Source organism: Botrimarina colliarenosi (assembly GCF_007859955.1).
GTDB classification, from domain to species: Bacteria; Planctomycetota; Planctomycetia; order Pirellulales; family Lacipirellulaceae; genus Botrimarina; species Botrimarina colliarenosi.
In genome coordinates this window covers 1,280,917-1,302,454 of record NZ_SJPR01000001.1, presented here as the reverse complement: position 1 = coordinate 1,302,454, position 21,538 = coordinate 1,280,917, and the positions used below count along the sequence as shown (strand labels likewise).

General features: G+C 66.4%; 21 protein-coding genes. 16 read left to right on the top strand and 5 right to left on the bottom strand.

Annotation, left to right across the window (positions count from 1 at the left end; genetic code table 11):
* Positions 1–20: 20 nt before the first annotated feature.
* Entirely contained in the window at positions 21–932 is a 912-nt protein-coding gene (locus Pla108_RS05090) for a TIGR01777 family oxidoreductase (protein ID WP_146443638.1), read from the top strand.
* Between the two features lie 59 nt (positions 933–991).
* On the opposite strand, the gene Pla108_RS05085 is transcribed toward Pla108_RS05090, so the two are convergent.
* Positions 992–1,990 carry a trypsin-like serine peptidase gene (locus Pla108_RS05085; RefSeq protein ID WP_146443636.1) on the bottom strand — a complete coding sequence of 333 codons (999 nt, stop codon included), beginning with the start codon at positions 1,988–1,990 and terminating at the stop codon, positions 992–994.
* A 362-nt stretch (positions 1,991–2,352) separates the two neighbouring features.
* Between Pla108_RS05085 and Pla108_RS05080 the strand changes: the two genes are divergently transcribed.
* The 9 genes from Pla108_RS05080 to Pla108_RS05040 all read left to right on the top strand — a co-directional run bounded on the left by Pla108_RS05080 (position 2,353) and on the right by Pla108_RS05040 (position 11,677).
* Positions 2,353–2,580: a hypothetical protein gene (locus tag Pla108_RS05080; RefSeq protein WP_146443634.1), complete on the top strand. Its 228-nt coding sequence runs from the start codon at positions 2,353–2,355 to the stop codon at positions 2,578–2,580.
* Positions 2,581–3,021: 441 nt separating this feature from the next.
* A complete protein-coding gene (gene lpdA / locus Pla108_RS05075) occupies positions 3,022–4,446 on the top strand; it encodes a dihydrolipoyl dehydrogenase (protein ID WP_146443631.1) in 1,425 nt (474 codons plus the stop codon).
* A gap of 187 nt (positions 4,447–4,633) precedes the next feature.
* Positions 4,634–7,345 carry a pyruvate dehydrogenase (acetyl-transferring), homodimeric type gene (gene aceE / locus Pla108_RS05070; protein ID WP_146443628.1) on the top strand — a complete coding sequence of 904 codons (2,712 nt, stop codon included), beginning with the start codon at positions 4,634–4,636 and terminating at the stop codon, positions 7,343–7,345.
* 244 nt (positions 7,346–7,589) lie between these two features.
* Positions 7,590–8,945: a 2-oxo acid dehydrogenase subunit E2 gene (locus Pla108_RS05065; protein ID WP_146443626.1), complete on the top strand. Its 1,356-nt coding sequence runs from the start codon at positions 7,590–7,592 to the stop codon at positions 8,943–8,945.
* 194 nt (positions 8,946–9,139) lie between these two features.
* On the top strand, positions 9,140–9,502 hold the full coding sequence (locus Pla108_RS05060; RefSeq protein WP_197526253.1) for an STAS domain-containing protein: 363 nt from the start codon (positions 9,140–9,142) through the stop codon (positions 9,500–9,502).
* A 27-nt stretch (positions 9,503–9,529) separates the two neighbouring features.
* Positions 9,530–9,778, top strand: coding sequence for a GlsB/YeaQ/YmgE family stress response membrane protein (locus Pla108_RS05055; protein ID WP_146443622.1), 249 nt, complete (start codon positions 9,530–9,532; stop codon positions 9,776–9,778).
* Between the two features lie 120 nt (positions 9,779–9,898).
* Positions 9,899–10,111, top strand: coding sequence for a hypothetical protein (locus tag Pla108_RS05050; protein ID WP_146443620.1), 213 nt, complete (start codon positions 9,899–9,901; stop codon positions 10,109–10,111).
* Between the two features lies 1 nt (position 10,112).
* Positions 10,113–10,934, top strand: a complete 822-nt coding sequence (locus Pla108_RS05045; protein WP_146443618.1) for an aminoglycoside N(3)-acetyltransferase — start codon at positions 10,113–10,115, stop codon at positions 10,932–10,934.
* Between the two features lie 2 nt (positions 10,935–10,936).
* Positions 10,937–11,677: an esterase/lipase family protein gene (locus Pla108_RS05040; RefSeq protein ID WP_146443615.1), complete on the top strand. Its 741-nt coding sequence runs from the start codon at positions 10,937–10,939 to the stop codon at positions 11,675–11,677.
* 132 nt (positions 11,678–11,809) lie between these two features.
* On the opposite strand, the gene Pla108_RS05035 is transcribed toward Pla108_RS05040, so the two are convergent.
* Together Pla108_RS05035 and Pla108_RS05030 are read right to left on the bottom strand one after the other, a co-directional pair.
* Positions 11,810–12,547, bottom strand: a complete 738-nt coding sequence (locus Pla108_RS05035; protein ID WP_146443613.1) for an SDR family oxidoreductase — start codon at positions 12,545–12,547, stop codon at positions 11,810–11,812.
* Between the two features lie 388 nt (positions 12,548–12,935).
* On the bottom strand, positions 12,936–13,670 hold the full coding sequence (locus tag Pla108_RS05030; RefSeq protein WP_146443611.1) for a hypothetical protein: 735 nt from the start codon (positions 13,668–13,670) through the stop codon (positions 12,936–12,938).
* Positions 13,671–14,100: 430 nt separating this feature from the next.
* On the opposite strand from Pla108_RS05030, the gene Pla108_RS05025 reads away from it, so the two are divergent.
* The 3 genes from Pla108_RS05025 to Pla108_RS05015 are packed head-to-tail and all read left to right on the top strand — an operon-like array spanning position 14,101 to position 16,019.
* Positions 14,101–15,165: a M42 family metallopeptidase gene (locus Pla108_RS05025; RefSeq protein WP_146443609.1), complete on the top strand. Its 1,065-nt coding sequence runs from the start codon at positions 14,101–14,103 to the stop codon at positions 15,163–15,165.
* A 22-nt stretch (positions 15,166–15,187) separates the two neighbouring features.
* Positions 15,188–15,793, top strand: coding sequence for an AAA family ATPase (locus Pla108_RS05020; RefSeq protein WP_146443607.1), 606 nt, complete (start codon positions 15,188–15,190; stop codon positions 15,791–15,793).
* Positions 15,786–16,019, top strand: a complete 234-nt coding sequence (locus tag Pla108_RS05015) for a hypothetical protein (protein ID WP_146443605.1) — start codon at positions 15,786–15,788, stop codon at positions 16,017–16,019. The genes Pla108_RS05020 and Pla108_RS05015 overlap by 8 nt, the downstream gene beginning before the upstream one ends.
* Before the next feature lies 1 nt (position 16,020).
* On the opposite strand, the gene rsgA is transcribed toward Pla108_RS05015, so the two are convergent.
* Together rsgA and Pla108_RS05005 are read right to left on the bottom strand one after the other, a co-directional pair.
* Complete coding sequence (rsgA, locus tag Pla108_RS05010; RefSeq protein ID WP_146443603.1) at positions 16,021–17,175, bottom strand: ribosome small subunit-dependent GTPase A; 1,155 nt, start codon at positions 17,173–17,175, stop codon at positions 16,021–16,023.
* A 117-nt stretch (positions 17,176–17,292) separates the two neighbouring features.
* The gene (locus Pla108_RS05005; RefSeq protein WP_146443601.1) at positions 17,293–17,763 is read right to left on the bottom strand and encodes an FHA domain-containing protein; all 471 of its coding nucleotides are present in this window, start codon (positions 17,761–17,763) and stop codon (positions 17,293–17,295) included.
* A gap of 348 nt (positions 17,764–18,111) precedes the next feature.
* Between Pla108_RS05005 and Pla108_RS05000 the strand changes: the two genes are divergently transcribed.
* The 3 genes from Pla108_RS05000 (at position 18,112) to Pla108_RS04990 (ending at position 21,398) form a co-directional block, all read left to right on the top strand.
* Complete coding sequence (locus Pla108_RS05000; RefSeq protein ID WP_231934291.1) at positions 18,112–19,374, top strand: M16 family metallopeptidase; 1,263 nt, start codon at positions 18,112–18,114, stop codon at positions 19,372–19,374.
* A gap of 150 nt (positions 19,375–19,524) precedes the next feature.
* The gene (locus tag Pla108_RS04995) at positions 19,525–20,757 is read left to right on the top strand and encodes a M16 family metallopeptidase (RefSeq protein WP_146443599.1); all 1,233 of its coding nucleotides are present in this window, start codon (positions 19,525–19,527) and stop codon (positions 20,755–20,757) included.
* Positions 20,758–20,915: 158 nt separating this feature from the next.
* Positions 20,916–21,398: a CbiX/SirB N-terminal domain-containing protein gene (locus Pla108_RS04990; protein ID WP_146443597.1), complete on the top strand. Its 483-nt coding sequence runs from the start codon at positions 20,916–20,918 to the stop codon at positions 21,396–21,398.
* Positions 21,399–21,538 lie beyond the last annotated feature (140 nt).

Here is a 21,538-nt window from a genome sequence, read left to right as displayed (position 1 = left end):
CCTCCTGGAGCATCCTCCGTATGTCTTCGCCTCGTACGATCGCGATCACCGGCGCCTCGGGCCTTGTCGGCCAAGCCCTCACCGAAGCGTTCGCCGCCGATGGCGTCCGCGTGCTGCGGCTTGTCCGGCACCCGGTCAGCAAGTCGAAGCCCGACGAGGTGTACTGGAAGCCCTCTGCCGGCGAAATCGACGCCGAGAAGCTCGAGGGGGTCGATGTCGTCTTCAATCTGGCGGGCAAAGGGATCGCCGACGACCGCTGGACGCCGGCCGTCAAGAAATTGATCGTCGACAGCCGCGTGAACAGCACCCGGTTGATTGCCGAGACGGTCGCCGGGCTGACCAACCGGCCTCGGGCGCTTGTTTCGGCGTCGGCGATCGGCTTCTACGGCGACCGGGGCTCGACGCCCGTCGATGAGGATGCGGCCGCCGGCGAGGGCTTCCTCGCCGAGGCGTGCCAGTTGTGGGAATCCGCCAACGCCCCCGCGTGGGAGGCGGGCGTGCGGGTCGCCCAGACGCGGATCGGCATCGTGCTGAGCCCCAAGGGGGGCGCGCTAGCCAAGATGCTGCCCATCTTCAAGCTGGGCGCGGGCGGCGTCCTCGGCAGTGGCGAGCAGGTGATGAGCTGGATCGCGCTGCCCGACTTGGTGCGGGCGTTGCGGTTCGTCGGCGACGTCGAAGCGATGCACGGCGCCATCAACGCCGTAGCGCCCGGAGCGGTCACCAACCGCGAGTTCACCACGACGCTCGGCGCGAAGCTGCATCGCCCCACGGTGCTGCCGGCGCCGGCGTTCGCCCTCCGCCTGGCGATGGGCGAGATGGCCGACCCGCTGCTGCTCGAAGGGGCCCGCGTCACGCCGCAGCGGCTCACCGCAGCGGGCTTCAACTTCGAAACCCCCGAGCTCGGCCCCGCGCTCGACCGGGTGCTGGCCTAAAGCTCGGCCGTTGGCCCTGCTTTCCGCCGAAAGTTGTCCCGCGGCAATTGGCTCTCGCGCTAGAGCGCGCCGCGTTCGTCAAGCCACTCGATCAAGGCGAGAAAATCGTGGTCGAACATCGGCGAGAACATGCGATTGTCGTGGGGCACATAGCGGTGGCTATTGAGACCCACCGCTACGTCTCCCTCGACCCACGGCCCGCCGCTGCATCCCCCGGTCATCTCGTTCGCGGCCCCTCCGACATCCCCGCTGACGCCGAGATAATCGCCGACGCTTCGCCACATCTGCGAGCCATCGAAGGGATAGGTCTCAGGGTCGTCAGCCCCCCCGTTTCGATTACGCGGGATCGGGCGCGCTTCGGCGGGATAGCCAAGCGCTTCGACCAGGGTCGCTTCGATGACGCCGCTTGCGTCGTAACCCAAGTAGCCAAATTGCTGCGACAGATCGTCACTCAACGTCGCTGCGCCGAAATCCCACATCAGGCAGTTGGGCCACGCCTCGCTGGCGTAGCGCGGATCGATCACCGACTCGTCGAGCTGAACCTCAACTTGACCGGTTGCGGCGCCGTTGTACGCCGGCGCAAAGGTCATATTGCTGTAAAAAGCGTCGTCGTCGTCGCGGTCGTACAGACAATGCGCCGCGGTAATGATCCCCTTGCGGCCAACCAGCCAAGCCGACCCGACGTAAGCGTCGCCGTTGGCCGCGAAGAAGAACATCTTCCCCACCGCCGAGTAAGGGAACGTGCTATAGTTTGAGACAACCTCGGTGAGGTCGGCTTGATAGGGCAGCGGCTGCGCCTGCCCGACCACCGCCCCGGCGAATAGCCCCGGAGAAACGCCTGCGCGGCGCACCGGGACTCCGCCTGCCTCACTGCTGGACTTCTTCTTGGATCGCTTCGCGGTACGCGCTGCGGCGCCTCCGCGTTCGGCGACGCCGAGTTCTATAACCGGCATTGGGAAGGGTTTGGCGATCCGCAAGGCCTGAGCCGTCAGGCTCATCCTCATCGCCTGCTTGTTGACCTTCTCGTACGAGTAGTGCAGCAACTCGACGGCAGCCATAGAGAGACTCCTTTAAGAATCAAGGCGTCATAAAATCGAGCGTCGCTGAATAGAACTTTTTTAGAAGGAGTCGCCGCGAATCGATTTACACAGGCCCGCTCGCTGTTGAGTCGCGTGCAAGGGTGAAATTACCGGCGTTAGCACGCGCTATCAATGAAAAACTAGGGAACGCTAGCACGATTGTCGGAGAGTTGCTCTCGGAGTGTCACGCAGTTGTCACCAACCGCTGAGCTACTGCCAACATGGCCGACACCTACCAATGCCTTTTGTCTCCCGATCTTTCTGGGCGTAAGATGGGGAGAGCCGCCGCGGCGGCCCATTTCTGGCTGCCACTGCCTGTCTGAGAGACCGCGAGTCGCAAGATGACCACGTCCCCCTCCGAGCCCGACCCCAAGCCACCTCGACGCACCTCGCGTCTGATCGGCAAGAAGGTCGTTCACGACCTGCCCGAGTCGGTGCGAAAAAAGCAAATTCAGACCGCCAAGCCGGTTGGCATGCCATTGCTCCACCCCGGTGAGGGCCCCATCACCAAGAAGGCGCCGCCGGCTCACCCCGATTCGGACAGCGGGTCGAACGACGCCCCCAGCTAGCGAACCGTCCGGCTCGCCTGCTTGGCGCTCGGGGTGGGGAATTGGGATATCGGGGTGGTAAATCGGGAGCGTCGCCGGGCGGAGTCCTCCGCCGACCCCAGCGCCAGTCCTACCCGAGCGAACACGACGGCACTTCCCCGCCGTTCTCTCGCTGGCGAGGGTCGCCGGACGCTACTCCGCGAGCCCATTGTGCCCCCCGACGCCGTGGGTAAACTCTAGGGGCTGTAACGGCTTGGGCGGAATGGATTTGCGCTGACGGTGACCGAACCGTCGCAGCCGGCTCAGCCCGCCCGCTGGCGGCGACGATAAGCCAAGTCTCCCGTCACGGTCGATACTGTGGGCGTACAGAGACCCGGCGGAAGGTCGCCCCAGGAGCGTACTTCCCCCCGCTTTTTACCGTGTCCCTCCCGCTTCTCGCCTCGTACAGGACCCGTCTCGAAGATGCACTCTCAGGTGGTAGTTCTTGGCGGTGGACCCGGTGGCTACGCCGCCGCGTTCTTGGCTGCCGATCTTGGCCTGGAAGTGACCATCGTCGAGGCGGACCCCCGCCTGGGAGGCACGTGCCTGTTGCGGGGCTGCATCCCCAGCAAGGCGCTGCTCCACACGGCCAAGGTCATCTCTGAGGCCCAAGAGCTGTCGGATTGGGGCGTCTCGTTCGGAAAGCCGACGATCGACGTCGAGAAAGTCCGCGCCAAGAAAGACGAGATCATCGCCGCCCTGTCGGGGGGGTTGAGCAAGCTCGCCGACGCCCGCAAGGTCCGCAAGATCAACGCCCGCGGCGTCTTCGTCGATTCGACCACGCTGAACCTCGAGTCGGTCGGCGACCATAGCTCGACGGTCGGTGACGAGCGGCTCACGTTCGACCACTGCATCCTGGCGACCGGCAGCGTCCCGGCGATGCCGAAGTTCCTCGATATCGGCTCGCCGCGCGTGGTGAGCTCGACCGGCGCCCTGGCGCTGCCCGACATCCCCGAGTCGCTGCTCGTCGTCGGCGGCGGCTACATCGGACTCGAGATGGGGACGGTCTATCACGAACTTGGGTCGAAGGTGACGGTGGTCGAGCTCTCCGACGGCCTGCTCCCCGGCGCCGACCGCGACCTGGTGCGGCCCCTCGCCAAGCGGGTCAAGGAACGCTTCGCCGGCGTGCTGCTGGGGCACAAGGTGACCGGCCTGAAGGATGTCGGCGACAAGGTCGAGGTCTCGATCGAAGGCCCCGACCTGACCGACACCGTGACGTTTGACCGGGTGCTGGTCTCGATCGGCCGCTGGCCCGTTTCGAAGGGCTTCGGGCTCGAGAACACGAAGGTCACGGTCAACGAACGGGGCTTCGTCGAGACCGACGACCAGCAGCGGACGAGCGACCCCCACATCCTGGCGATCGGCGACGTCGCGGGCGACCCGATGCTGGCCCACAAGGCCGCCTACGAGGGCCGCATCGCCGCCGAGGTGCTTGCCGGCAAGCCGTCCGCGTTCGACGCCCAGGCGATCCCCGCCGTGGTGTTCACCGACCCCGAGATCGCCTGGGCGGGCCTTACCGCCGACGAGGCGAAGGCCCAAGGCCGCAAGGTCGAGATCGCGACCTACCCGTGGCAGGCGTCGGGCCGGGCCCTCGCCAACGGCCGCACCGACGGCCTCACCAAGTGGATCATAGATCCCGAGACCGACCGCGTGCTCGGTTGCGGCATCGTCGGCTCCGGCGCCGGCGAGCTGATCGCCGAGGCGGTGCTCGCCATCGAGATGGGCTGCAACGTGCACGACATCGCCGGCTCGATCCACCCGCACCCAACACTCAGCGAAACGATCGCCTTCGCCGGCGAAGTCCACCTCGGCACCGCGACCGAAATCTACAAGCCAAAACGTAAGTAAGCATGTCACCGCGGAGGTCGCGGAGGACGCGAAGAAGAGAAGAAAGCGTTAGACAGGATTTACAGGATCAACAAGATAAGTGTTGAAGTAAGCGGCCTCGTTTGTCCCGTTGATCCTGTAAATCCTGTCTAAGACCTTCTCCGCGTCCTCCGCGAACTTCGCGTTAAATCGAAACAGGTAAGTCAGCATGGCCAGCGCCAACGCCAAAGTCCCCGCCTCGCCGATCCCCAACGACGTTGATCCGGTCGAAACGAGTGAATGGCTCGAATCGCTCGACTACGTTCTGGAGAACCGCGGTCCGGAACGCGCCCAGGAACTGCTCGCCGCCCTCGAAGCGGCCGCGGTGCGGAACGGCGTCGAGCTGCCGTTCACCGCAACGACGCCCTACGTCAACACGATCCCGCGCAGCGAGCAGCCCCCCTACCCGGGCGACCGCGAGCTCGAGCGGCGCATCAAGAGCTACGTCCGCTGGAACGCGATGGCGATGGTCACCCGCGCCAACCGCGACCCCGCGTCGCCGGGCGGCCACATCAGCACGTTCGCCAGCTCGGCGACGCTCTATGAGGTGGCGTTCAACCACTTCATCCGCGGCCGGGGCGAAGACGGCTTCTCCGGCGACCAGGTCTACTACCAGGGGCACGCCGCCCCCGGCATGTACAGCCGGGCGTTCCTCGAGGGGCGGCTCACCGAGCAGAACCTCATCAACTTCCGCCGCGAGATGGGCGAGGGGGGCGGGCTCTCGAGCTACCCCCACCCGTGGCTGATGCCGAACTTCTGGGAGTTCCCGACCGTCTCGATGGGCCTCGCGCCGATCATGGCGATCTATCAGGCCCGCTTCAACGAGTACCTGACCGACCGCGGCATCAAGGACTGCAAGGATAAGCGTGTCTGGGCGTTCCTGGGCGACGGCGAGTGCGACGAGCCGGAGACCCTCGGCGCGATCGGCCTGGCCGCCCGCGAGCAGCTGGACAACCTGACGTTCGTCATCAACTGCAACCTGCAGCGACTCGACGGCCCGGTCCGCGGCAACAGCAAGATCATCCAAGAGCTCGAAGGGACGTTCCGGGGCGCCGGCTGGAACGTCATCAAGGTGGTCTGGGGCGGCGACTGGGACCCCTACATCGAGGACGACCACGACGGCCTGCTGGCCCGCCGGATGATGGAGGTCGTCGACGGCGAGTACCAGAAGTACGTCGTCGCCGGCGGCGAGTACATCCGCGAGAAGTTCTTCGGCAAGTACCCCGAGCTGCTCGAGCGGGTCAAGAACCTGTCGAACCAAAAGCTCGAGAAGATGAAGCGCGGCGGCCACGACCCGGAGAAGGTCTACGCAGCGTACGCCAAGGCGTGCGAGCGCAACGGCAAGCCGACCGTCATCATCGCTAAGACGATCAAGGGCTACGGCCTGGGCGAGGCGGGCGAGGGTCGGATGATGACCCACAACAACAAGAAGCTCAACGAGGAGCAGCTCCTCGAGTTCCGCACACGGTTCGGCATCCCCATCAGCGACGAGCGCGTCGCCGAGGCGCCGTTCTACCGGCCGCCGGCGGACAGCCCGGAAATGAAGTACCTCCGCGAACGCCGCCAGGCGTTGGGCGGTTCGGTGCCGGCGCGCAAGGGCGACGCCGAACCGATCGAGGTGCCGACGCTCGCCGAGTACGAGAAGACCCTCACCAACAAGATGGTCAGCAAGGGCCCGGGCAAAGAGCAGTCCACCACGATGGGCTTCGTCCGCTTGCTCACCGACTTGCTCCGCGACAAGAAGATCGGCAAACACATCGTGCCGATCGTCCCTGACGAGTCGCGCACCTTCGGCATGGAAGGCCTGTTCAAGCAGGTCGGCATCTACGCCCACGCCGGCCAGCTCTATGAGCCGGTCGACTTCCACGAGCTCGCTTCTTACCACGAGGCGCAGGACGGCCAGCTGCTGGAAGAAGGCATCACCGAAGCGGGCTCGATGAGCTCCTTCAACGCCGCCGGCACCGCCTACAGCTCGCACGGCGTGCAGATGATCCCGATGTACATCTACTACTCGATGTTCGGGTTCCAGCGGATCGGTGACCTGATCTGGGCCGCGGCCGACATGCGGGCCAAGGGTTTTCTATTGGGCGGGACCGCCGGCAGAACGACTCTGAACGGCGAGGGCCTCCAGCACCAGGACGGCCACTCCCTGGTCAACGCGATCGCCTTCCCGACGGTCCGCGCTTACGACCCCGCGTACAACTACGAGACGGCCGTCATCATCTTCCACGGCCTCCAGAAGATGTACGTCGAGAACGAGCAATGCATCTACTACCTGATGATCGAGAACGAGAACGTTCTCATGCCGGAGATGCCTGAGGGGGTTGAGGAAGGGATCATCCGCGGCATGTACCGGGTGAAGAGCGTCGAGGCGAATGGTTCGAAGCACCGCGTGCAGCTCTTCGGCTCGGGCTCGATCCTGCACGGCGTGCTCGACGCCCAGCAGATGCTGGCCGAGAAGTACGGCGTCTCGTCCGACGTCTGGAGCATCACGAGCTACACCGAGCTCCGCCGCGACGCCCAAGAGGTCGAGCGGTGGAACATGCTCAACCCGACGGCGCCGCGGAAGAAGTCGTACTTCGAGTCACAGGTCGAAGGGACCGAAGGCCCGATCATCGCCGCCAGCGACTACATCCGGGCGCTCTCGGAGCAGCTCGCCCCGTACGCCCCCAACGGGATGTTCTGCCTGGGGACCGACGGCATGGGCCGCAGCGAGAGCCGCGAGAACCTCCGCCGCCACTTCGAGGTCGATAAGGAGAGCGTCGTCATCGCGACGCTCTACAAGCTGTCGAAGGATGGCCAGCTCGACCCCAAGGTGGTCGATCAAGCGATCAACGACCTCGACTACGACCGCGAAAAGAAGTCACCGCTTTACGCCTGAGACCGAAGGAAGGGAGATAGTGGGGATGAGGGGGGATGTAGGGATGGCCTTGACCGGGGCGACATCTCTCCGAAAAGCCAACGATGAACTTTCATGAGTTGTTGAACTCTTGAGTCGACACGTCCTGATTCAACCTTCATCAACTTCAGACACGCATCGCCCCGCCGAAACGCCATCCCCCTATCCCCAACTTGATCCCCCTCATCTCCCTTCATAAAGCCGCAAGCTAAACCGCGAGAAGAAGATGCCGCAGATCACCCTTCCCAGCCTCGGCGAAAACATCGAGTCGGGCGACATCCTTTCCATCCTCGTCGCCGAGGGGGAGACGGTCACCGCCGACCAGGACTTGTTGGAGATAGAGACCGACAAGGCGACGGTCCCCGTGCCGAGCCCCTCGGCCGGCAAAATCACCAAGATCTTGGTGAGCGAGGGAGACACCGTCGCCGTCGGCGCCGCGATCTTTGAGATCGAGGCGGGCGCCGCCGCTCCGGCCGCGGAGCCGAAGCCCGAACCGGCCGCCGCGCCGGAGCCAGCGCCCGCCGAGGCGGAGTCGCCGGAGCCTGAAAGTGAGCCCGAACCGGCGCCAGCGCCGCAGGCCGCCGCTCCGGCCCCCGAGCCCAATCCCGTGCCGCAGCCCGCCGCCAAGCCGGCCCCGGCGGTCGCGCAGGACGTCCCCGGCGACGGGCACGCCGCCGCGGCCGCGAGCCCCTCGGTCCGTCGGCTGGCCCGTGAGCTCGGCGTCGATCTGCGCCGCGTCCGTCCGTCGGGCGCCGGCGGACGCGTCACCGAGGACGACGTGCAGGCCCACGTCCGTCAGACGCAGGAGCAGTCCCGAGCCTCGGCGCCCGCCTCGAGCGCGCCGGGTCTCGCCAGCAGCGACGCCCAGGGCGCCGTGCGGGTCGAGAAGATGTCGCGGATGCGGCAGACGATCGCGAAGAACATGGTCGCGAGCTACACGACGATCCCGCAGCTCACCAACTTCGACGACGTCGATGTCACTGACCTCGAAGCGATGCGGCAGGCGAGCAAGGAAGACTACGCGTCGAGCGGCCTGAAGCTGACGCAGATGCCGTTCCTGATCAAGGCGATCGCCGGCGCGCTGAAGCTTCACCCGATCGTCAACGCGTCGGTTGATATGGAAGCGGGGGAAGTGATCTACAAGGAGTATGTCAACATTGGCGTTGCGGTCGATACGCCCAAGGGCCTGACCGTCCCGGTGTTGCGTGACGCCGACCGGATGAGCATCTCGCAGATCACCCGCCAACTCGACGCGTTGGTCGATAAGGCCCGTGAAGGGAAGCTGTCGATCGACGAGATGCGTGGCGGCACCTTCACGATCAGCAACATGGGCGCGGTGGGCGGCACGTACAGCACGCCGATCATCAACCCGCCCGAGGTCGCGATCCTGCTGGTCGGCCGCAGCCGGATGCTGCCGTGGGTGATCGGCAAGGGGAAGGAAGCGACGATCGAGCCGCGGCTCGTGATGCCCCTCTCGCTGACGTACGACCACCGTGTGGTCGACGGCGCCGACGCGGCCCGCTTCGTCAACGAGTTGAAGAACTTCCTCGCCGCGCCGGGCCGACTGCTCCTGGCGCCGTGAGTCTGCCTAGCCGCTAAGGGATTTGCCACCGATAAGCGCAGATGGGCGCGGATGTCTTCACTGGCGCCGCGTCCTCCTGCATTGTCAGCCTTTCTCTTTGCAGGGAGGGTCGCCTTCGCCGTACACTTGCCCGCGACGAGCGACATCGACGTTTATCAGCGTGCATCGGCGGTTACTTTTCACCGGAGGCGACGATGGGCGAGGCATCGACGATCGACCTCTTCGACGGCTGGCGCGCGACTTTCGAGCCGGTCGGCGATTGGCTCGGCGTGCGGCTCCACCCGCCCGCCGGTGGCGGCCAGTGGCAGCTCGCCGAGGGCCTCTGGCGAGAGATCCACCGGCGTGGCGCGTTGCAAGTGGTGCTGGAGATGGACGAAATCACGTTCTTCTCGTCGGCGCTCATGAGTGAGCTCGTGCGAGTGCACAAACGGGTCGCAATGGCGGGCGGACGCCTGCGGCTCAGTGGGCTCCAGAAACATCCTCACGAGGCGCTGCACCTGATGCGGCTCGACGAGGTCTTGCCAATTTTTCGCTCGCGCGACGAAGCGATCCAATAAACCCTCCGCCGGAGCGAATCCCCTTCTATGTTCAGTCTGATTTGGTTCTTGCTGATTGGCCTCCTCGCGGGCTGGCTCGCCACCAAGTTCATGGAGGCGGGACAGGCCGGCGTCCTCGGCATGATGGTCGTCGGCGTGCTCGGCTCTTTCGTCGGCGGGCTCCTCTTCCGACTGCTCGGCTTTGAGAAGGTCGGCTTTCCGGCGACGCTCGTGACAGCCACCGTCGGGGCGGTGATCTGCATCGCCGCAATCCGCTACTTCGGGCCCAAGTTCTGAGTCCCCGCGAGTCCGGTTGCGACGATTAGGCGAGGTGTCGGGAGAGCCAGCGGTTTTCCACGGCCGCTTTCGTGAATCGACTCAAGCGAGCGACGCGTCGAGAGGCCGATACCGAACGGTATGAATATCTCCAGCACCAGCTCGGGCGCCGCGATCGAGAGCGTCCTCGCGGCCCAGCAATCGTCCACACAATCGAAGATCGCCTACGCCGTGGCGGGCAAGGCGCTCGACGCCCAGCGGTCCGCCGGCGACGCCGCGGTAGCGCTGATCGAGTCGGCCGGCCAACTCGGCGCCGCCCTCGGCAAGGGCGCGCATCTCGACACGTCTGGCTGAGATGTCCGAAGCGGACGCCATTGCACGATCGGCCGACCGTGGCCCCGCGACCGTGGCGACGCTCGTCGAAGACCTTCGTGCGTTAGGCGCCACCGAAGGCCAGACGCTGATTGTCCACACGTCACTCAGCCGCCTCGGCTGGGTCGCCGGCGGGCCGGTCGCGGTCATCGAAGCGCTGATCACGGTGCTCGGCGACGCCGGCACGCTCGTGATGCCGACGCACACCACCGGGCTGACCGACCCGAGCGGCTGGTCGAATCCGCCCGTCCCCGAATCGTGGTGGGAAGCGATCCGTGCGGCGATGCCGGTGTTCGACCCGGCGACGACGCCCGCCGACAAGATGGGGGCGGTCGCCGAGGCGTTCCGGCGGTATCCGGACACGGCCCGCAGCAATCATCCGGTCGCGTCGTTCGCCGCCCGCGGCCCGCTAGCGGGGTCGATCACCGCCCCACATCCGCTTGAGGATGCTTTTGGCGACGGCTCGCCGCTCGGGCGCCTGTACGCGCACCAGGCGTCGATTCTGCTGCTAGGAGTCGGGCACGACAACAACACCTCGTTGCACTTGGCCGAGGCTCGTTCGTCCGATCGCTGGCGTGACCAGGGCTCACCGATCTTCGAAGGGGGCCGTCGGATTTGGAGGACCTATCGAGAACGCCACCACGACTCGGATGGCTTCGCCACGATCGCGAAGTCCTACGCCGCCGAAGGGGGTTGGTTTCGCGAAGGCCGGATCGGATCGGGTTGGGCGTCGCTCTACCCGGTCCGCGCTCTCGTCGATTTCGCGACCGGGTGGATGGTCAAAAACGGGGCCACTGACGTATAGAGATGCGTACCGATTCGCTCGTCCCTCCGCGTCCCGCCGGCATGATCGTCCCCGCTGAGCCGCTCCCCGCTGAACCGAGCCCCGAGTGGCGCGCCGCAGCGACGCGGTCGCGCGAGCTGGTCGTGTTGACGCACGGCATCGGCTCGACGCGCCTGTTCCTGGCGCCGCTAGCGGCCCGGCTCCACGCCGCCGGGTTCGCCGTGCGGCTGTATGGCTACCCGTCGCCGTGGTGGTCGAACGCGACGTTCGGCAAGCGTTTCGCCGCCCTCTTGCGCCGCGTCGCCCCGGGGTACGAGCGGGTTCACCTCGTGGTCCACAGCATGGGGGGCATCGTCACCCGTTGCGCCCTGCGTGAAGAGCTGCCGCCGAACCTGGGGCGCGTCGTCCAGATCGCCCCGCCCAACCGCGGCTCGCACATGGCGACCCGGCTGGCGGTCGATAGCGGCCATCCGGTGTGGGACCGCTTGGTCGTCAGACCGCATCGGTTCCTCGCACCGACGCTGGTCGAACTCATCGACGCCCCCGACAGCTTCGTCAATCGGCTCGGCCCGGTGCCGCCGGGGATCGAGCTCGGCATCCTCGCCGCGAGCCGCGACCGAGTGCTCTACCCCGAGCAGACGCACCTCGAAGGCGCCCGCGATCACCAGACGGTGGAGGGTTGGCACACCGGGATCCTCTGGAAACGCGAGACGGCCGAGCTCGTCGCGCGATTTTTAAGGACCGGCGCCTTCTACCCGCAGTAGGCCGGGACAAGCGCTAGCGCAGGCCCGGCACGCGGCGAGACGTGCTCAAGCTAGTCGAACCGTCACTGGCTTCCTCGATTGGACGCTTGAGTGACGCCAGCCGGACCTGCGCTGACGCTTGTCCCGGCCTGCTCACTCCGCTGGGTCGGCGTCGATGACGCCTGCGGCGAAGCCCGCGTATGCCTCGCCGAATTGCTTGGCCATCTTGTCCGGGAACAAGTGAAAGTCGCCCGCGGCGAGGGCGGCGACGATCCCCTCCGCGACAACCAGCGGCGGGTCGGAGTCGTCAAACCCGGCGTGGTCGCCCATGTCGGTGTCGATCGGGCCGGGGTGGACGCTCAAGACCGCGGTCCCCTGCTCTCGGAGCGTGTCGCGCAGCGCCTGGGTCAGCGAATAGCTCGCCGCCTTCGACGCGCAGTAAGTGGCGAAGGGCGGGAAGCTACGCAGCGACGCCACCGAGTTGAGCTGCACGAAGGCCCCGCCGCCGTTCTTCTTCAGAACCGGCGCGAACGCCCGGGCCATCCGCAGCAGACCGAAGACGTTGATGTCGAGCTCGTACTGCAGGTTCTTGAGTGCGTCGTCGGCGAACGGGTCGGCGGTGCGTAGCACGCCGGCGTTGCTGACAACCAGCTCGACGTCGCTCGCCGCCTTGGCGGCGGCCTCAATCGTCGCGGGCTTCTCGTAGTCGATCTCGATCGGCACGATTACGTCGCCGAACCGCTCAACGAGGGCCTTCGCCTTCTCTGCGGAACGGACGCCGGCATAGACCTTGCGGGCGCCGTGGGTGACGAGCGACGAAACGATCTCGGCGCCGATGCCGCGGTTGGCGCCGGTGACGAGCGCCGTGCGGGTCTGGACCTGAAAACTCATGGCGGGGCTCCGGGAGGAGAGTGCGGGGGGGAGGGGAGTGCGGGGGCGGGCTAGGGGCGATTTACGCGAGTCCGCACCGAGTGGTTCGAAAACTCGCGCAACGTCACGCCCCTTGAGCCGAACGCGATAGCGTCGGACAGCCCCGCGACCGGCATAGCCCGCGGCTCGCCAGCCCTTCTTCGCTGGCGTCCCGTCGACGCGGAGAGCGCTGGGCGGGGGCACAACCAGACGGCACGGGAACGCTTAGCGATAGGGCGTTCCACGACGCCAACCCACGACGAGCGTTCAGTGGCGTAATTTTGTGGCGTAAGAAGCCGGCTCGCCTCGGGCGATCGATCCTGATGTCGTCCCACCGCTTCCGAGCAGAGATCTCAGAAGCCCCGTTGGCTCAGCGAAGCGTGCCCGTCCCCGGAAGGGTCGCGATCCGGCGTGGGGCGAACTCGTGGTCGTAGGGCGCCCGCATGCTGGTGCTGCCGGTCGGTCCGACCCAGTTGCCACAGTCGTCGCACGGGTCGCAGCACCGCGGCGGGTCGCTGTGCCACTCGTTCCAGTAGAGGTCGCCGCAACCGCCGCAGCCGCCACAGCCGCTGCCTTGCGGGCAGCAGAGGCCGAGGGGCGTGCCGATCGGACGCAGCAGGTTCCGGACTTCCGAGCCGATGCACTTCAGGCCGAAGCCAACGTTCTGGATGATCGGGCAGTTGCCGCATCCACAAGGGCCGACGCCGCACGTGTCGCCGCAACCGACGTCGCAGCCACAGCCCGGCTCGACGCCGCAGCCCGCTTCCATGCCACAGCCACAGGAGGGGGCACAGCCGCAGCCCGGCTCACAGCCGCCACAGCAGTCCGGTCCGGTGCAGACATTAATCAGCGGCTTGTGTGAGTCGCAGCCGCAATCGCCGCACCACATCTGTCCCGCCATCGAGCGGCCGTTGCAACCACAGGTGGTCCCACAACCACAGCCGGGCTCCACCGCGCAGCCGGGCTCACAGCCACAGCTGACGTCGCCGCAGCCGACAGCGCCACCACAAACGCCGGCGATGCCGCAACCACAACCGGGTCGCAACGCCATGCAACCCGAGGTCGCGGCGAGGCTGAGGGCGACGAACGCGACAAGGTTCGCCATCGTCGACGATTTCGAGCTGGAAAGGGCCATCCCTGGAGACTCCCGCTGGGTTTTCTCGCCACCCGCAATCCCTGCCGGCGGCGATTTCATGACTAGCACGCGCAGCCCCCGAGAGGGCTAGCGCTCGGTAGTGAGGGATCGGCGGATTAGGCCGCCCCCGTTGAGCCGAATCGGCAAGGTCGCCGCAGTTTCACTGGCCGGCCGCGGCCCGTCGCCCGCTGGCGGCAAGCTTGGTAAAGTCGGCGAACGCCCGGGCGAGCCGGCGACGCCATTCGTCGGAGGCTTTCCATTCGTCGGAGGCTTTGTGGATGAGAGAGAGAGAGCTTGTTTGTGATTCCCTCCCGGGGGCTGACGCCCTCCGGCTCGCTGCCCGGCTGCTAGCAACGCCTTTCCCCCGTCCGCCGTACCTCAACCCCGCGCCACTCACCGTATGACGCCTGCCGCCAAAAAGTTCTTCCAACAGATCCTCGAGTCGCCCAGCCCCTCGGGCTACGAGCAGCCGGTGCAGCGGGTCGTGCGTGATTACGCCGCGAAGTTCGCCGACGAGGTCCGGACCGACGCCCACGGCAACGTCATCGTGTCGGTGAACCCCGGGGCGCCGCTCCGGGTGATGTTCGCCGGCCATGCGGACCAGATCGGGCTGATCGTCACCTACATCGATGAGTTCGGCTTTATCTATTCCAAGCCGATCGGCGGCTGGGACCCGCAGCAGCTGATCGGCCAGCGGATGACGATCCACACCGCCAGCGGCCCGGTGCCGGCGGTGATCTCGCGCAAGGCGATCCACCTGCTCGACGAAGAAGAGCGCAAGCAGGTCGTCAAACAGAAAGAGATGTGGCTCGACATCGGCGCCAGCAGTCAAGCCGAGGCGCAGGAGCTCGTCGAGATCGGCGATCCGGTGACGCTCCAGCTCGGCTACCAAGAGATGCGGAACGGCCTGGCGAACGCCCCCGGCATGGACAACAAGACCGGCCTGTGGGTCTGCATCGAGGCGGCCCGCCGCGCGGCGGAGAAGGGGGGCCTTAACGTCGCCGTGCACGCCGTCGCGACGGTGCAGGAAGAGATCGGCCTCCGCGGCGCGCAGACCAGTGCGTACGGCGTCGACCCGCACGTCGGCATCGCCGTCGACGTGACGCACGCAACCGACTGCCCGACTGTCGACAAGACGCAGGAATCCGATATCAAGCTCAGCGGCGGCCCCGTCGTACAGCGTGGACCGAACATCAACCCGGTGGTCTTCAAGCGGGTCCGCGCAGCGGGCGAGTCGGCCGGCATCCCGATGCAGTGGGCCGCCCTCAATCGCGGCGCCTCGAACGACGGCAACGCCCTGCAACTGTCGCGCGCCGGCGTCGCCACCGGCATCGTCGGCCTGCCGCTCCGCTACATGCACTCGGCGGTCGAGGTGATCTCGCTCGAGGACCTCGACAACGCGGCCCAACTGCTGGCCGAGTTTGTGCTAAGGCTGGAGGCGGACGTCGATTTCACGCCGGAGTGATCCTCTAAAGGGAGAGAATGAGATGGGGGGAGAGCAGGGAGAAAGCCTTCCACCGAAGCGACTTCTTGTCGTCGGCGGTCCGAACGGGTCCGGTAAGACGACCCTGGCAAACGCGTATCTAGAACAGGGCGGTTGGCTTTATCTGGGAGCAGACAAAATAGCTGCCGAAATCTGTCCGGAACGTCCTGAATCGGTTGCCGCGGCGGCCGGGCGAGGATTCGTTGAGCAGTTCGACCAAGCACTGCATTCAGAACGAAGAATCCTCGTTGAATCGACTTTATCAGGGCGCTCGATTGGGCGTAACTTTGAGCGAGCTCGCAACCTGGGATTCCGAGTCGAGATCGCTTTTACGTTTGTTGACGCCCCCGCAACTAGCATTGCCCGTGTTGCCCAACGCGTGCGAACTGGCGGTCACTTCGTCCCCGACGAGGATGTGATACGTCGCTTCTACCGCAGCATCCGCAATTTCTGGCTACAATACCGTCTGGTGGCCGATCTTTGGACACTATTCGACAACCGATTCACTTCGGAATGCAAAGTTGCGTTTGGCGACACCGAGAAGACACAGATAATTCATCGTCAAGCAATGAGCGAGTTTCTCAGTATCGTGGAAGGTGACCATGTATGACTCGACCGCTGGTGCTGGTAAACCGCTCAGTCTAGCTGCCCACGAGTTCGCCGCCGAAGTCGAAGAGATGGCTGCCAATGGCGTCCGTCGCGCTCAGGAAGAATCCCGCCGCGCCGGGGTGCCGTGCGTCTACTCGATTAACGGCGTTCTGCACTGGGAGCTTCCCGACGGGAGCCTCTCGACCGAGGACCCGTGGCGCGGCAAGAACACACCGCCGGCTGAGTAGCTCACTCGCCCGACCGGATCTGCACGTAGCTCTCGTAACGCCGGGCGTCGATCCAGCCGTCGGCGACGGCGTCCTTCACCGCGCAGAAATCCTCGTGCGTGTGCGTGCAGTCGGGGAAGCGGCACTGGCTCACGTAGGGGCGGAGCTCGCGGTAGTAGTTGGCGACCTCTTCGGGGATCACGTCCCACAGCTCGAAGCTGCGGATGCCGGGCGTGTCGACCAGGAAGCCGCCGCCGACATGCTCGCCCAGCGGGTAGAGTTCGGCGGTCGTGGTCGTGTGGCGGCCTTTGTCGCTCTCGGAGCTCACCGTCTGCACGCGGAGGGCGAGGCCCGGGTCGATCGCGTTGAGCAGCGAGCTCTTGCCGACGCCGCTCTGCCCGGTGAACGCCGTCTGTTTGGCGCGGAGGCGTGCGCGGAGGCGGTCGACGCCAAAGCCGGTCTCCGCCGACACCGGCAGCACCTCGTAGCCGAGCTGTGACCAGACACCGATGATCGGCACGAGGTCGACCGGCTCCACCAGATCAATCTTGTTGATACAGACGATCGGCCGCAGCCCGGTCTTCTCGGCCGTGACGAGGTAGCGGTCGACGAGGTTCGGCTTCAGCCGCGGCGCGGCCGCCGAGGCGACGACGAGGATCTGGTCGATGTTCGCCGCGATCAGGTGCTGTCGGCTGCGGCTGCTGCGGCTGAGGACGCCGTGCCGCGGCTCGACCCGTTCGATGATCCCTTCTTGCAGGGCGCCGTCGGCGGGGGGCGGTCCCTCGGGACGGACCCAGACCCGGTCCCCGGCGGCGACGACGTGTCGCAGCTCGGTCGCCAATTGCTTTAAGAGCTGCCTCGTGGCGCAGGCGTACTGCCGACCGTCGTCCCCCAGCACGCGGCTGACGAGCCCCTGAACGCGGAGGACCCGACCGAGGACGCAGACTTCGCGGTCGACGTCGGGGAGCACGATCTGCCCCGAGCTGTCCTCGACGACTTCGGCGCCGGCGACGGTGCGTTTGCGGGTCAGGTGACCCTTGCCGCTGACACGTTCGCCCCGCTCGTGTTCGGCTTCGCCGCCGTGCTGCTCGAAGGCGCGGGTGAGCCCGCGTTCGCGCTTGGCGGTGTCGTGCCCCTTACGGAAGGTGGCGCGGACGTTGCGGCGTTTCTTAGCCATTCAGGAACCAAAACAGTGGGAGGCGTCTCCAGACGCCGATGACGTGCACCCTATCTTAGCGGATTGGTGACCGTCATCGGCGTCTGGAGACGCCTCCCACAAAGCCCTGGTGGGCTTTTAGAGCTTGTCGCTCGGCAACTTGATTTGACCCGCCGAGTTGTTGGTCGGGTCGAACCGCTTCGAACTCGAGCGATCGGCGCCGCGGGCTTCCGCCTTCTGGAGCCCGGCCCGCGCCAACAGCGACGTGCTCATGATCTCTTGAGCCCGGTTCTCGGTCGGCGGGGGGCCGACGGCGCCGAGGTCGGCCGGCGAGTACTCGACGCGGTAGGTGTGCTTCGCCACCGCCAGCGTGTCGCCCGGGTCGATCCGGCCTTCGGGCATGCGGATGCCGTTGACCTTCACGCCGTTGCGGCTCTGCAGGTCGCGGATATAGAGGTAGCCTCCCTCGATCCGCAGCTCACAGTGGTGGGCGGAGACGTTAGCGAACCGCAGAACGATATCGCAGCTCTCGCGGCGACCGATCAGCAGTTTCTTCTTGAGCAGCGGGATCGGGTCCCCGCCGCCGAGCGGCACAAGCTCGCCGTACATAGGTGGGTCTCGTTGAGAGGGGTCGCGGCAGGGGCGAAGGCCGAGTGGGGGGGCCAGCCGCGGCGGGGATGGTGAGCGCCTGATCTTCCCGGATTGGGACTCCGCCATCTCTCTTCCACCTTACGGACGGCGTGCGCAAACGTCAACGAATCGCCCGCCGGATGGGGGGGCGGGCGTTGCCAGCGGGCCCTACGACCGGTAACGTCGCTAAGTCCTCTGGACGCAGGGGGTTGCCGGCCCGATAGCGTTTCGGCGGGCGTTCTTACGGAGACGCCCCGCTACAGCCGCCGGCGCCCCCCATTTTTCACCCGACTGCTCGTTTTCTCCCGCCCCAAGGGCCGCCGCCGCGTGTCTTTAACTCCGCCTGACGCCCCGACTCCGCGCGAAGCCTGCGTCCATCGCCTCGCCAACGGGCTGACCCTCATCGGCGAGCCAGCGGACGGCTTCCAGTCGGCCGCCTTCTCGCTGATGATCCCCGCCGGTTGCCGTTACGACGCGGCCGACCAACTGGGGCTGGCGAACCTCACCTGCGAGATGGCCCTCCGCGGCGCCGGCGACCGCGACAGCCGGGCGCTGGTGAGCGACCTCGACGCCCTCGGCGTCGAACGGGGCGAATCGGTTGGCCTGTCGCACACGTCGCTCGGCGCGAGCACCCTGGCGGAGAACCTCCCCGCGGCGCTCGCCATCTACGCCGACATCGTCCGCCGGCCGCACCTGCCCGAGGACCAGCTCGAGGCGGGCCGCCAGGTCTGCCTGCAAGAGCTGCGGGGCGTCGAGGACGAACCGTCGCAGAAGCTGATGGAAGAGCTCCGCCGCCGCCACTACGGCGACCCCTACGGCCGGGCCTCGAGCGGAAACATCGCGGCGGTCGAGTCGCTCCAGATCCGCGACGTCCGGCAGTTCCAACACAAGCGGTACGCGCCCGACAGCGCGATCCTCGCCGTCGCCGGCGCGTTCGACTGGGACGCCATGGTCGAAGACGTCGAGCGGCTGTTCGGCGACTGGGTCAACAACGAGGCGCCCTCGAAGACGGTCGAAACGCCCGGCGCAGGCGATGGCCACGTAACCTACGACTCGTCGCAAGCGCACATCGGCATCGCCTTCCCGTCGGTCCCCTACAGCCACGCCGACTACTTCCAAGCGTGGGGCGCCAACGGCGTTCTCTCGAGCGGCATGAGCAGCCGGCTCTTTACCGAGGTCCGTGAGAAACGGGGCCTCTGCTACACCGTTTACGCGTCGCTGCAGACGCAGAAGGACCGGGCGGCCGTCTTCTGCTACGCCGGCACCACCGCCGAGCGCGCCCAGGAGACGCTCGACGTCACCCACAGCGAACTGGTGCGGCTGGCCGACGGCGTCACCGCCGAGGAGCTCGGTCGCCTCAAGGCGCGGATGAAGAGCGGCTTGATCCTGCAACAAGAGTCGACCCACGCCCGCGCCGGGGTGCTGGCGCGCGACTGGCGCCACCTGGGACACATCCGCTCGCTAGCGGAAGTGAACAAGCTGGTCGACGCGGTGACCGCCGACACAATCAATGACTACCTCCAACGGAATCCGCCGAGCGATTTCACCATCGTTACGCTGGGCCCGCAGCCGCTGACGCGGCCGAACTGAGATCAAGAAGCCAGTAGGCGCTCCCGTCTGTAGGAGGCGTCTGCGACGCCGATTGCGGTCTCCATGACGAACACGGCCAAGAGACCGCAAGCGGCCTCGCAGACGCCTCCCACAAGAATCCAATCTGTGTCCCTCGGTGGTTCCAACCACATGCAATTCAAGCGTCACACCCTCCCGAACGGTCTCGAAGTCATCGCCGAGTGCGACCCGTCGGCGCTGTCGCTCGCCCTGGGGTTCTTCGTACAGACCGGCGCGCGGGACGAGACGCCGGCCGAGGCGGGCGTCAGCCACTTCCTCGAGCACATGGTGTTCAAGGGGACGGCCCGCCGCACGGCCGAGGACGTCAACCGTGAGTTCGACGAGCTCGGCGCCCACTACAACGCGTTCACCAGCGAAGAGAACACCGTCTACTACGCGTCGCTCCTGCCCGAGCACCAGGCCGAGTCGATCGACCTGTTGGCCGATATCATGCGGCCGAGCCTCCGGACGGAGGACTTCGACATGGAGAAGAAGGTCATCCTCGAAGAGATCGAGATGTACCTCGACCAGCCGCCTTACGGCATGGACGATCACCTCAAGCGGCTCTGCTTTGGCGCGCACCCAATCGCCAACAGCGTGCTGGGGACCGCCGAGTCGGTCGCGGCGTTGACGTCCGACGCGATGCGTTCGTACTTCCAGCGGCGTTACGCACCGGGCAACCTCGTCCTGGCGGCGTCGGGTCGGGTCGACTTCGACGCGATGGTCGAGCAAGCCGAGGCGGCCTGCGGCGCGTGGGACCGTGGCGACGCAAGCCGGCCGTTGGCGCCGACGTCGGTCACGCCCTCGCGCGAGTCGATCGTTCACTCGTCCGCCACGCAGCAGTACGCGTTGTTGCTCGGCAACGCCCCCGACGGCGTGTCTGAGGACCGCTACGCCGCGAAGCTGCTGGCGACCATCCTTGGCGACGACTCGGGGAGCCGGCTCTACTGGCGACTGATCGACCCGGGCCACGCCGAGTCGGCGAGCCTCGGGCACTACGATTACCAAGGCGTCGGCATGTATTACACGTGGCTGGCCGGCGAGCCGGACGACCTCGAAGAGAACCTGGCCGCCGTCGAAGAGGTCCTGGCGTCGATCCCCACCGAGCCGCCGACCGCCGACGAACTCTCACAAGCGAAGAGCAAGATCAAGTCCCGCGTCGTGCTCGGCAGCGAACGCCCACGGAGCCGGCTGTTCCACCTCGGCGGCGGCTGGCAGATGCGCGGCGACTACCGATCGCTCGAAGAGGAGCTGAAGCGGCTCGACGCGGTGACGATCGACGACCTGATGCGGGTCGCGGCGGAACACCCCCTCGACCGCAACGCCGTCGTCACGGTGGGGCCACGTGAAGACTTGGTTCTCTAATCGTTTAGCCGCAGAGGGACGCGGATAAACGCGGATGTCACTTGGCGGCGCAGCATCTATTCTGAAGTTGAGGCTTCTCGATCTAGCTAGCAAAGAGTAGCTCGACCAAGTCACAACCATCCGCGTTTATCTGCGTCCCTCTGCGGCTAGATATTTTTATGCTGATCGACCGGCTAAGCGATGAATTGCGGCTCGATCCCCAGCGGGTCGGCGTCGTCGTCGTCGATCACGGGTCGCGTCGCGAAGAGAGCAATGCGCTGCTGCACGACGTCGCGGCGTTGTTCCAGCGGGTGTCGGGGATGCCCATCGTTGAGCCGGCCCATATGGAGCTGGCGGAGCCGTCGATCGCCGCGGCGTTCGCCAAGTGCGTCGAGCGTGGCGCCGAGACGGTTGTCGTGTTCCCCTACTTCTTGTCGCCAGGCCGGCACTGGAGCCAGGATATCCCGCGGCTAGCGGCCGAGGCGGCGGCGAACCACCCGGGCGTGCGATACCAGGTCACTTCGCCGCTGGGGCTCCACGAGCTGATGGCCGAGGTGATGGGGAAGCGGATCGCGCAGTGCTTGCACCGCTCGCTCGGCGAGGGGGACGCTTGTGATCTTTGTCGGCCAAGTGGCGGGTGCGTGATGCGCTCCGGGCGCTGACGCTTCCGGCTAGCCGAGCGAGCGCGTGGCGAGCCGGAAGCGTCAGCGCCCGGAGTTGCGCGACGTTTTGGCTGGAAGTCACGCCGCCGAGTGTCGATCCCTAGCAACAAGCCGCGCGCAAGGAAGCGTGCGGCCGCGCC

What these genes read in the sequence shown, in the direction of transcription:
- aceE (WP_146443628.1), top strand. Translation starts at nt 4,634, where the DNA reads ATGGCCAGCGCCAACGCCAAAGTCCCCGCCTCGCCGATCCCCAACGAC.
- Pla108_RS04990 (WP_146443597.1), top strand. Translation starts at nt 20,916, where the DNA reads ATGCTGATCGACCGGCTAAGCGATGAATTGCGGCTCGATCCCCAGCGG.
- Pla108_RS05090 (WP_146443638.1), top strand. Translation starts at nt 21, where the DNA reads ATGTCTTCGCCTCGTACGATCGCGATCACCGGCGCCTCGGGCCTTGTC.
- Pla108_RS04995 (WP_146443599.1), top strand. Translation starts at nt 19,525, where the DNA reads ATGCAATTCAAGCGTCACACCCTCCCGAACGGTCTCGAAGTCATCGCC.
- Pla108_RS05015 (WP_146443605.1), top strand. Translation starts at nt 15,786, where the DNA reads ATGTATGACTCGACCGCTGGTGCTGGTAAACCGCTCAGTCTAGCTGCC.
- Pla108_RS05025 (WP_146443609.1), top strand. Translation starts at nt 14,101, where the DNA reads ATGACGCCTGCCGCCAAAAAGTTCTTCCAACAGATCCTCGAGTCGCCC.
- Pla108_RS05030 (WP_146443611.1), bottom strand. Translation starts at nt 13,670, where the DNA reads ATGGCGAACCTTGTCGCGTTCGTCGCCCTCAGCCTCGCCGCGACCTCG.
- Pla108_RS05040 (WP_146443615.1), top strand. Translation starts at nt 10,937, where the DNA reads ATGCGTACCGATTCGCTCGTCCCTCCGCGTCCCGCCGGCATGATCGTC.
- Pla108_RS05035 (WP_146443613.1), bottom strand. Translation starts at nt 12,547, where the DNA reads ATGAGTTTTCAGGTCCAGACCCGCACGGCGCTCGTCACCGGCGCCAAC.
- Pla108_RS05055 (WP_146443622.1), top strand. Translation starts at nt 9,530, where the DNA reads ATGTTCAGTCTGATTTGGTTCTTGCTGATTGGCCTCCTCGCGGGCTGG.
- Pla108_RS05005 (WP_146443601.1), bottom strand. Translation starts at nt 17,763, where the DNA reads ATGTACGGCGAGCTTGTGCCGCTCGGCGGCGGGGACCCGATCCCGCTG.
- Pla108_RS05020 (WP_146443607.1), top strand. Translation starts at nt 15,188, where the DNA reads ATGGGGGGAGAGCAGGGAGAAAGCCTTCCACCGAAGCGACTTCTTGTC.
- Pla108_RS05065 (WP_146443626.1), top strand. Translation starts at nt 7,590, where the DNA reads ATGCCGCAGATCACCCTTCCCAGCCTCGGCGAAAACATCGAGTCGGGC.
- Pla108_RS05050 (WP_146443620.1), top strand. Translation starts at nt 9,899, where the DNA reads ATGAATATCTCCAGCACCAGCTCGGGCGCCGCGATCGAGAGCGTCCTC.
- lpdA (WP_146443631.1), top strand. Translation starts at nt 3,022, where the DNA reads ATGCACTCTCAGGTGGTAGTTCTTGGCGGTGGACCCGGTGGCTACGCC.
- Pla108_RS05045 (WP_146443618.1), top strand. Translation starts at nt 10,113, where the DNA reads ATGTCCGAAGCGGACGCCATTGCACGATCGGCCGACCGTGGCCCCGCG.
- rsgA (WP_146443603.1), bottom strand. Translation starts at nt 17,175, where the DNA reads ATGGCTAAGAAACGCCGCAACGTCCGCGCCACCTTCCGTAAGGGGCAC.
- Pla108_RS05085 (WP_146443636.1), bottom strand. Translation starts at nt 1,990, where the DNA reads ATGGCTGCCGTCGAGTTGCTGCACTACTCGTACGAGAAGGTCAACAAG.
- Pla108_RS05080 (WP_146443634.1), top strand. Translation starts at nt 2,353, where the DNA reads ATGACCACGTCCCCCTCCGAGCCCGACCCCAAGCCACCTCGACGCACC.
- Pla108_RS05060 (WP_197526253.1), top strand. Translation starts at nt 9,140, where the DNA reads ATGGGCGAGGCATCGACGATCGACCTCTTCGACGGCTGGCGCGCGACT.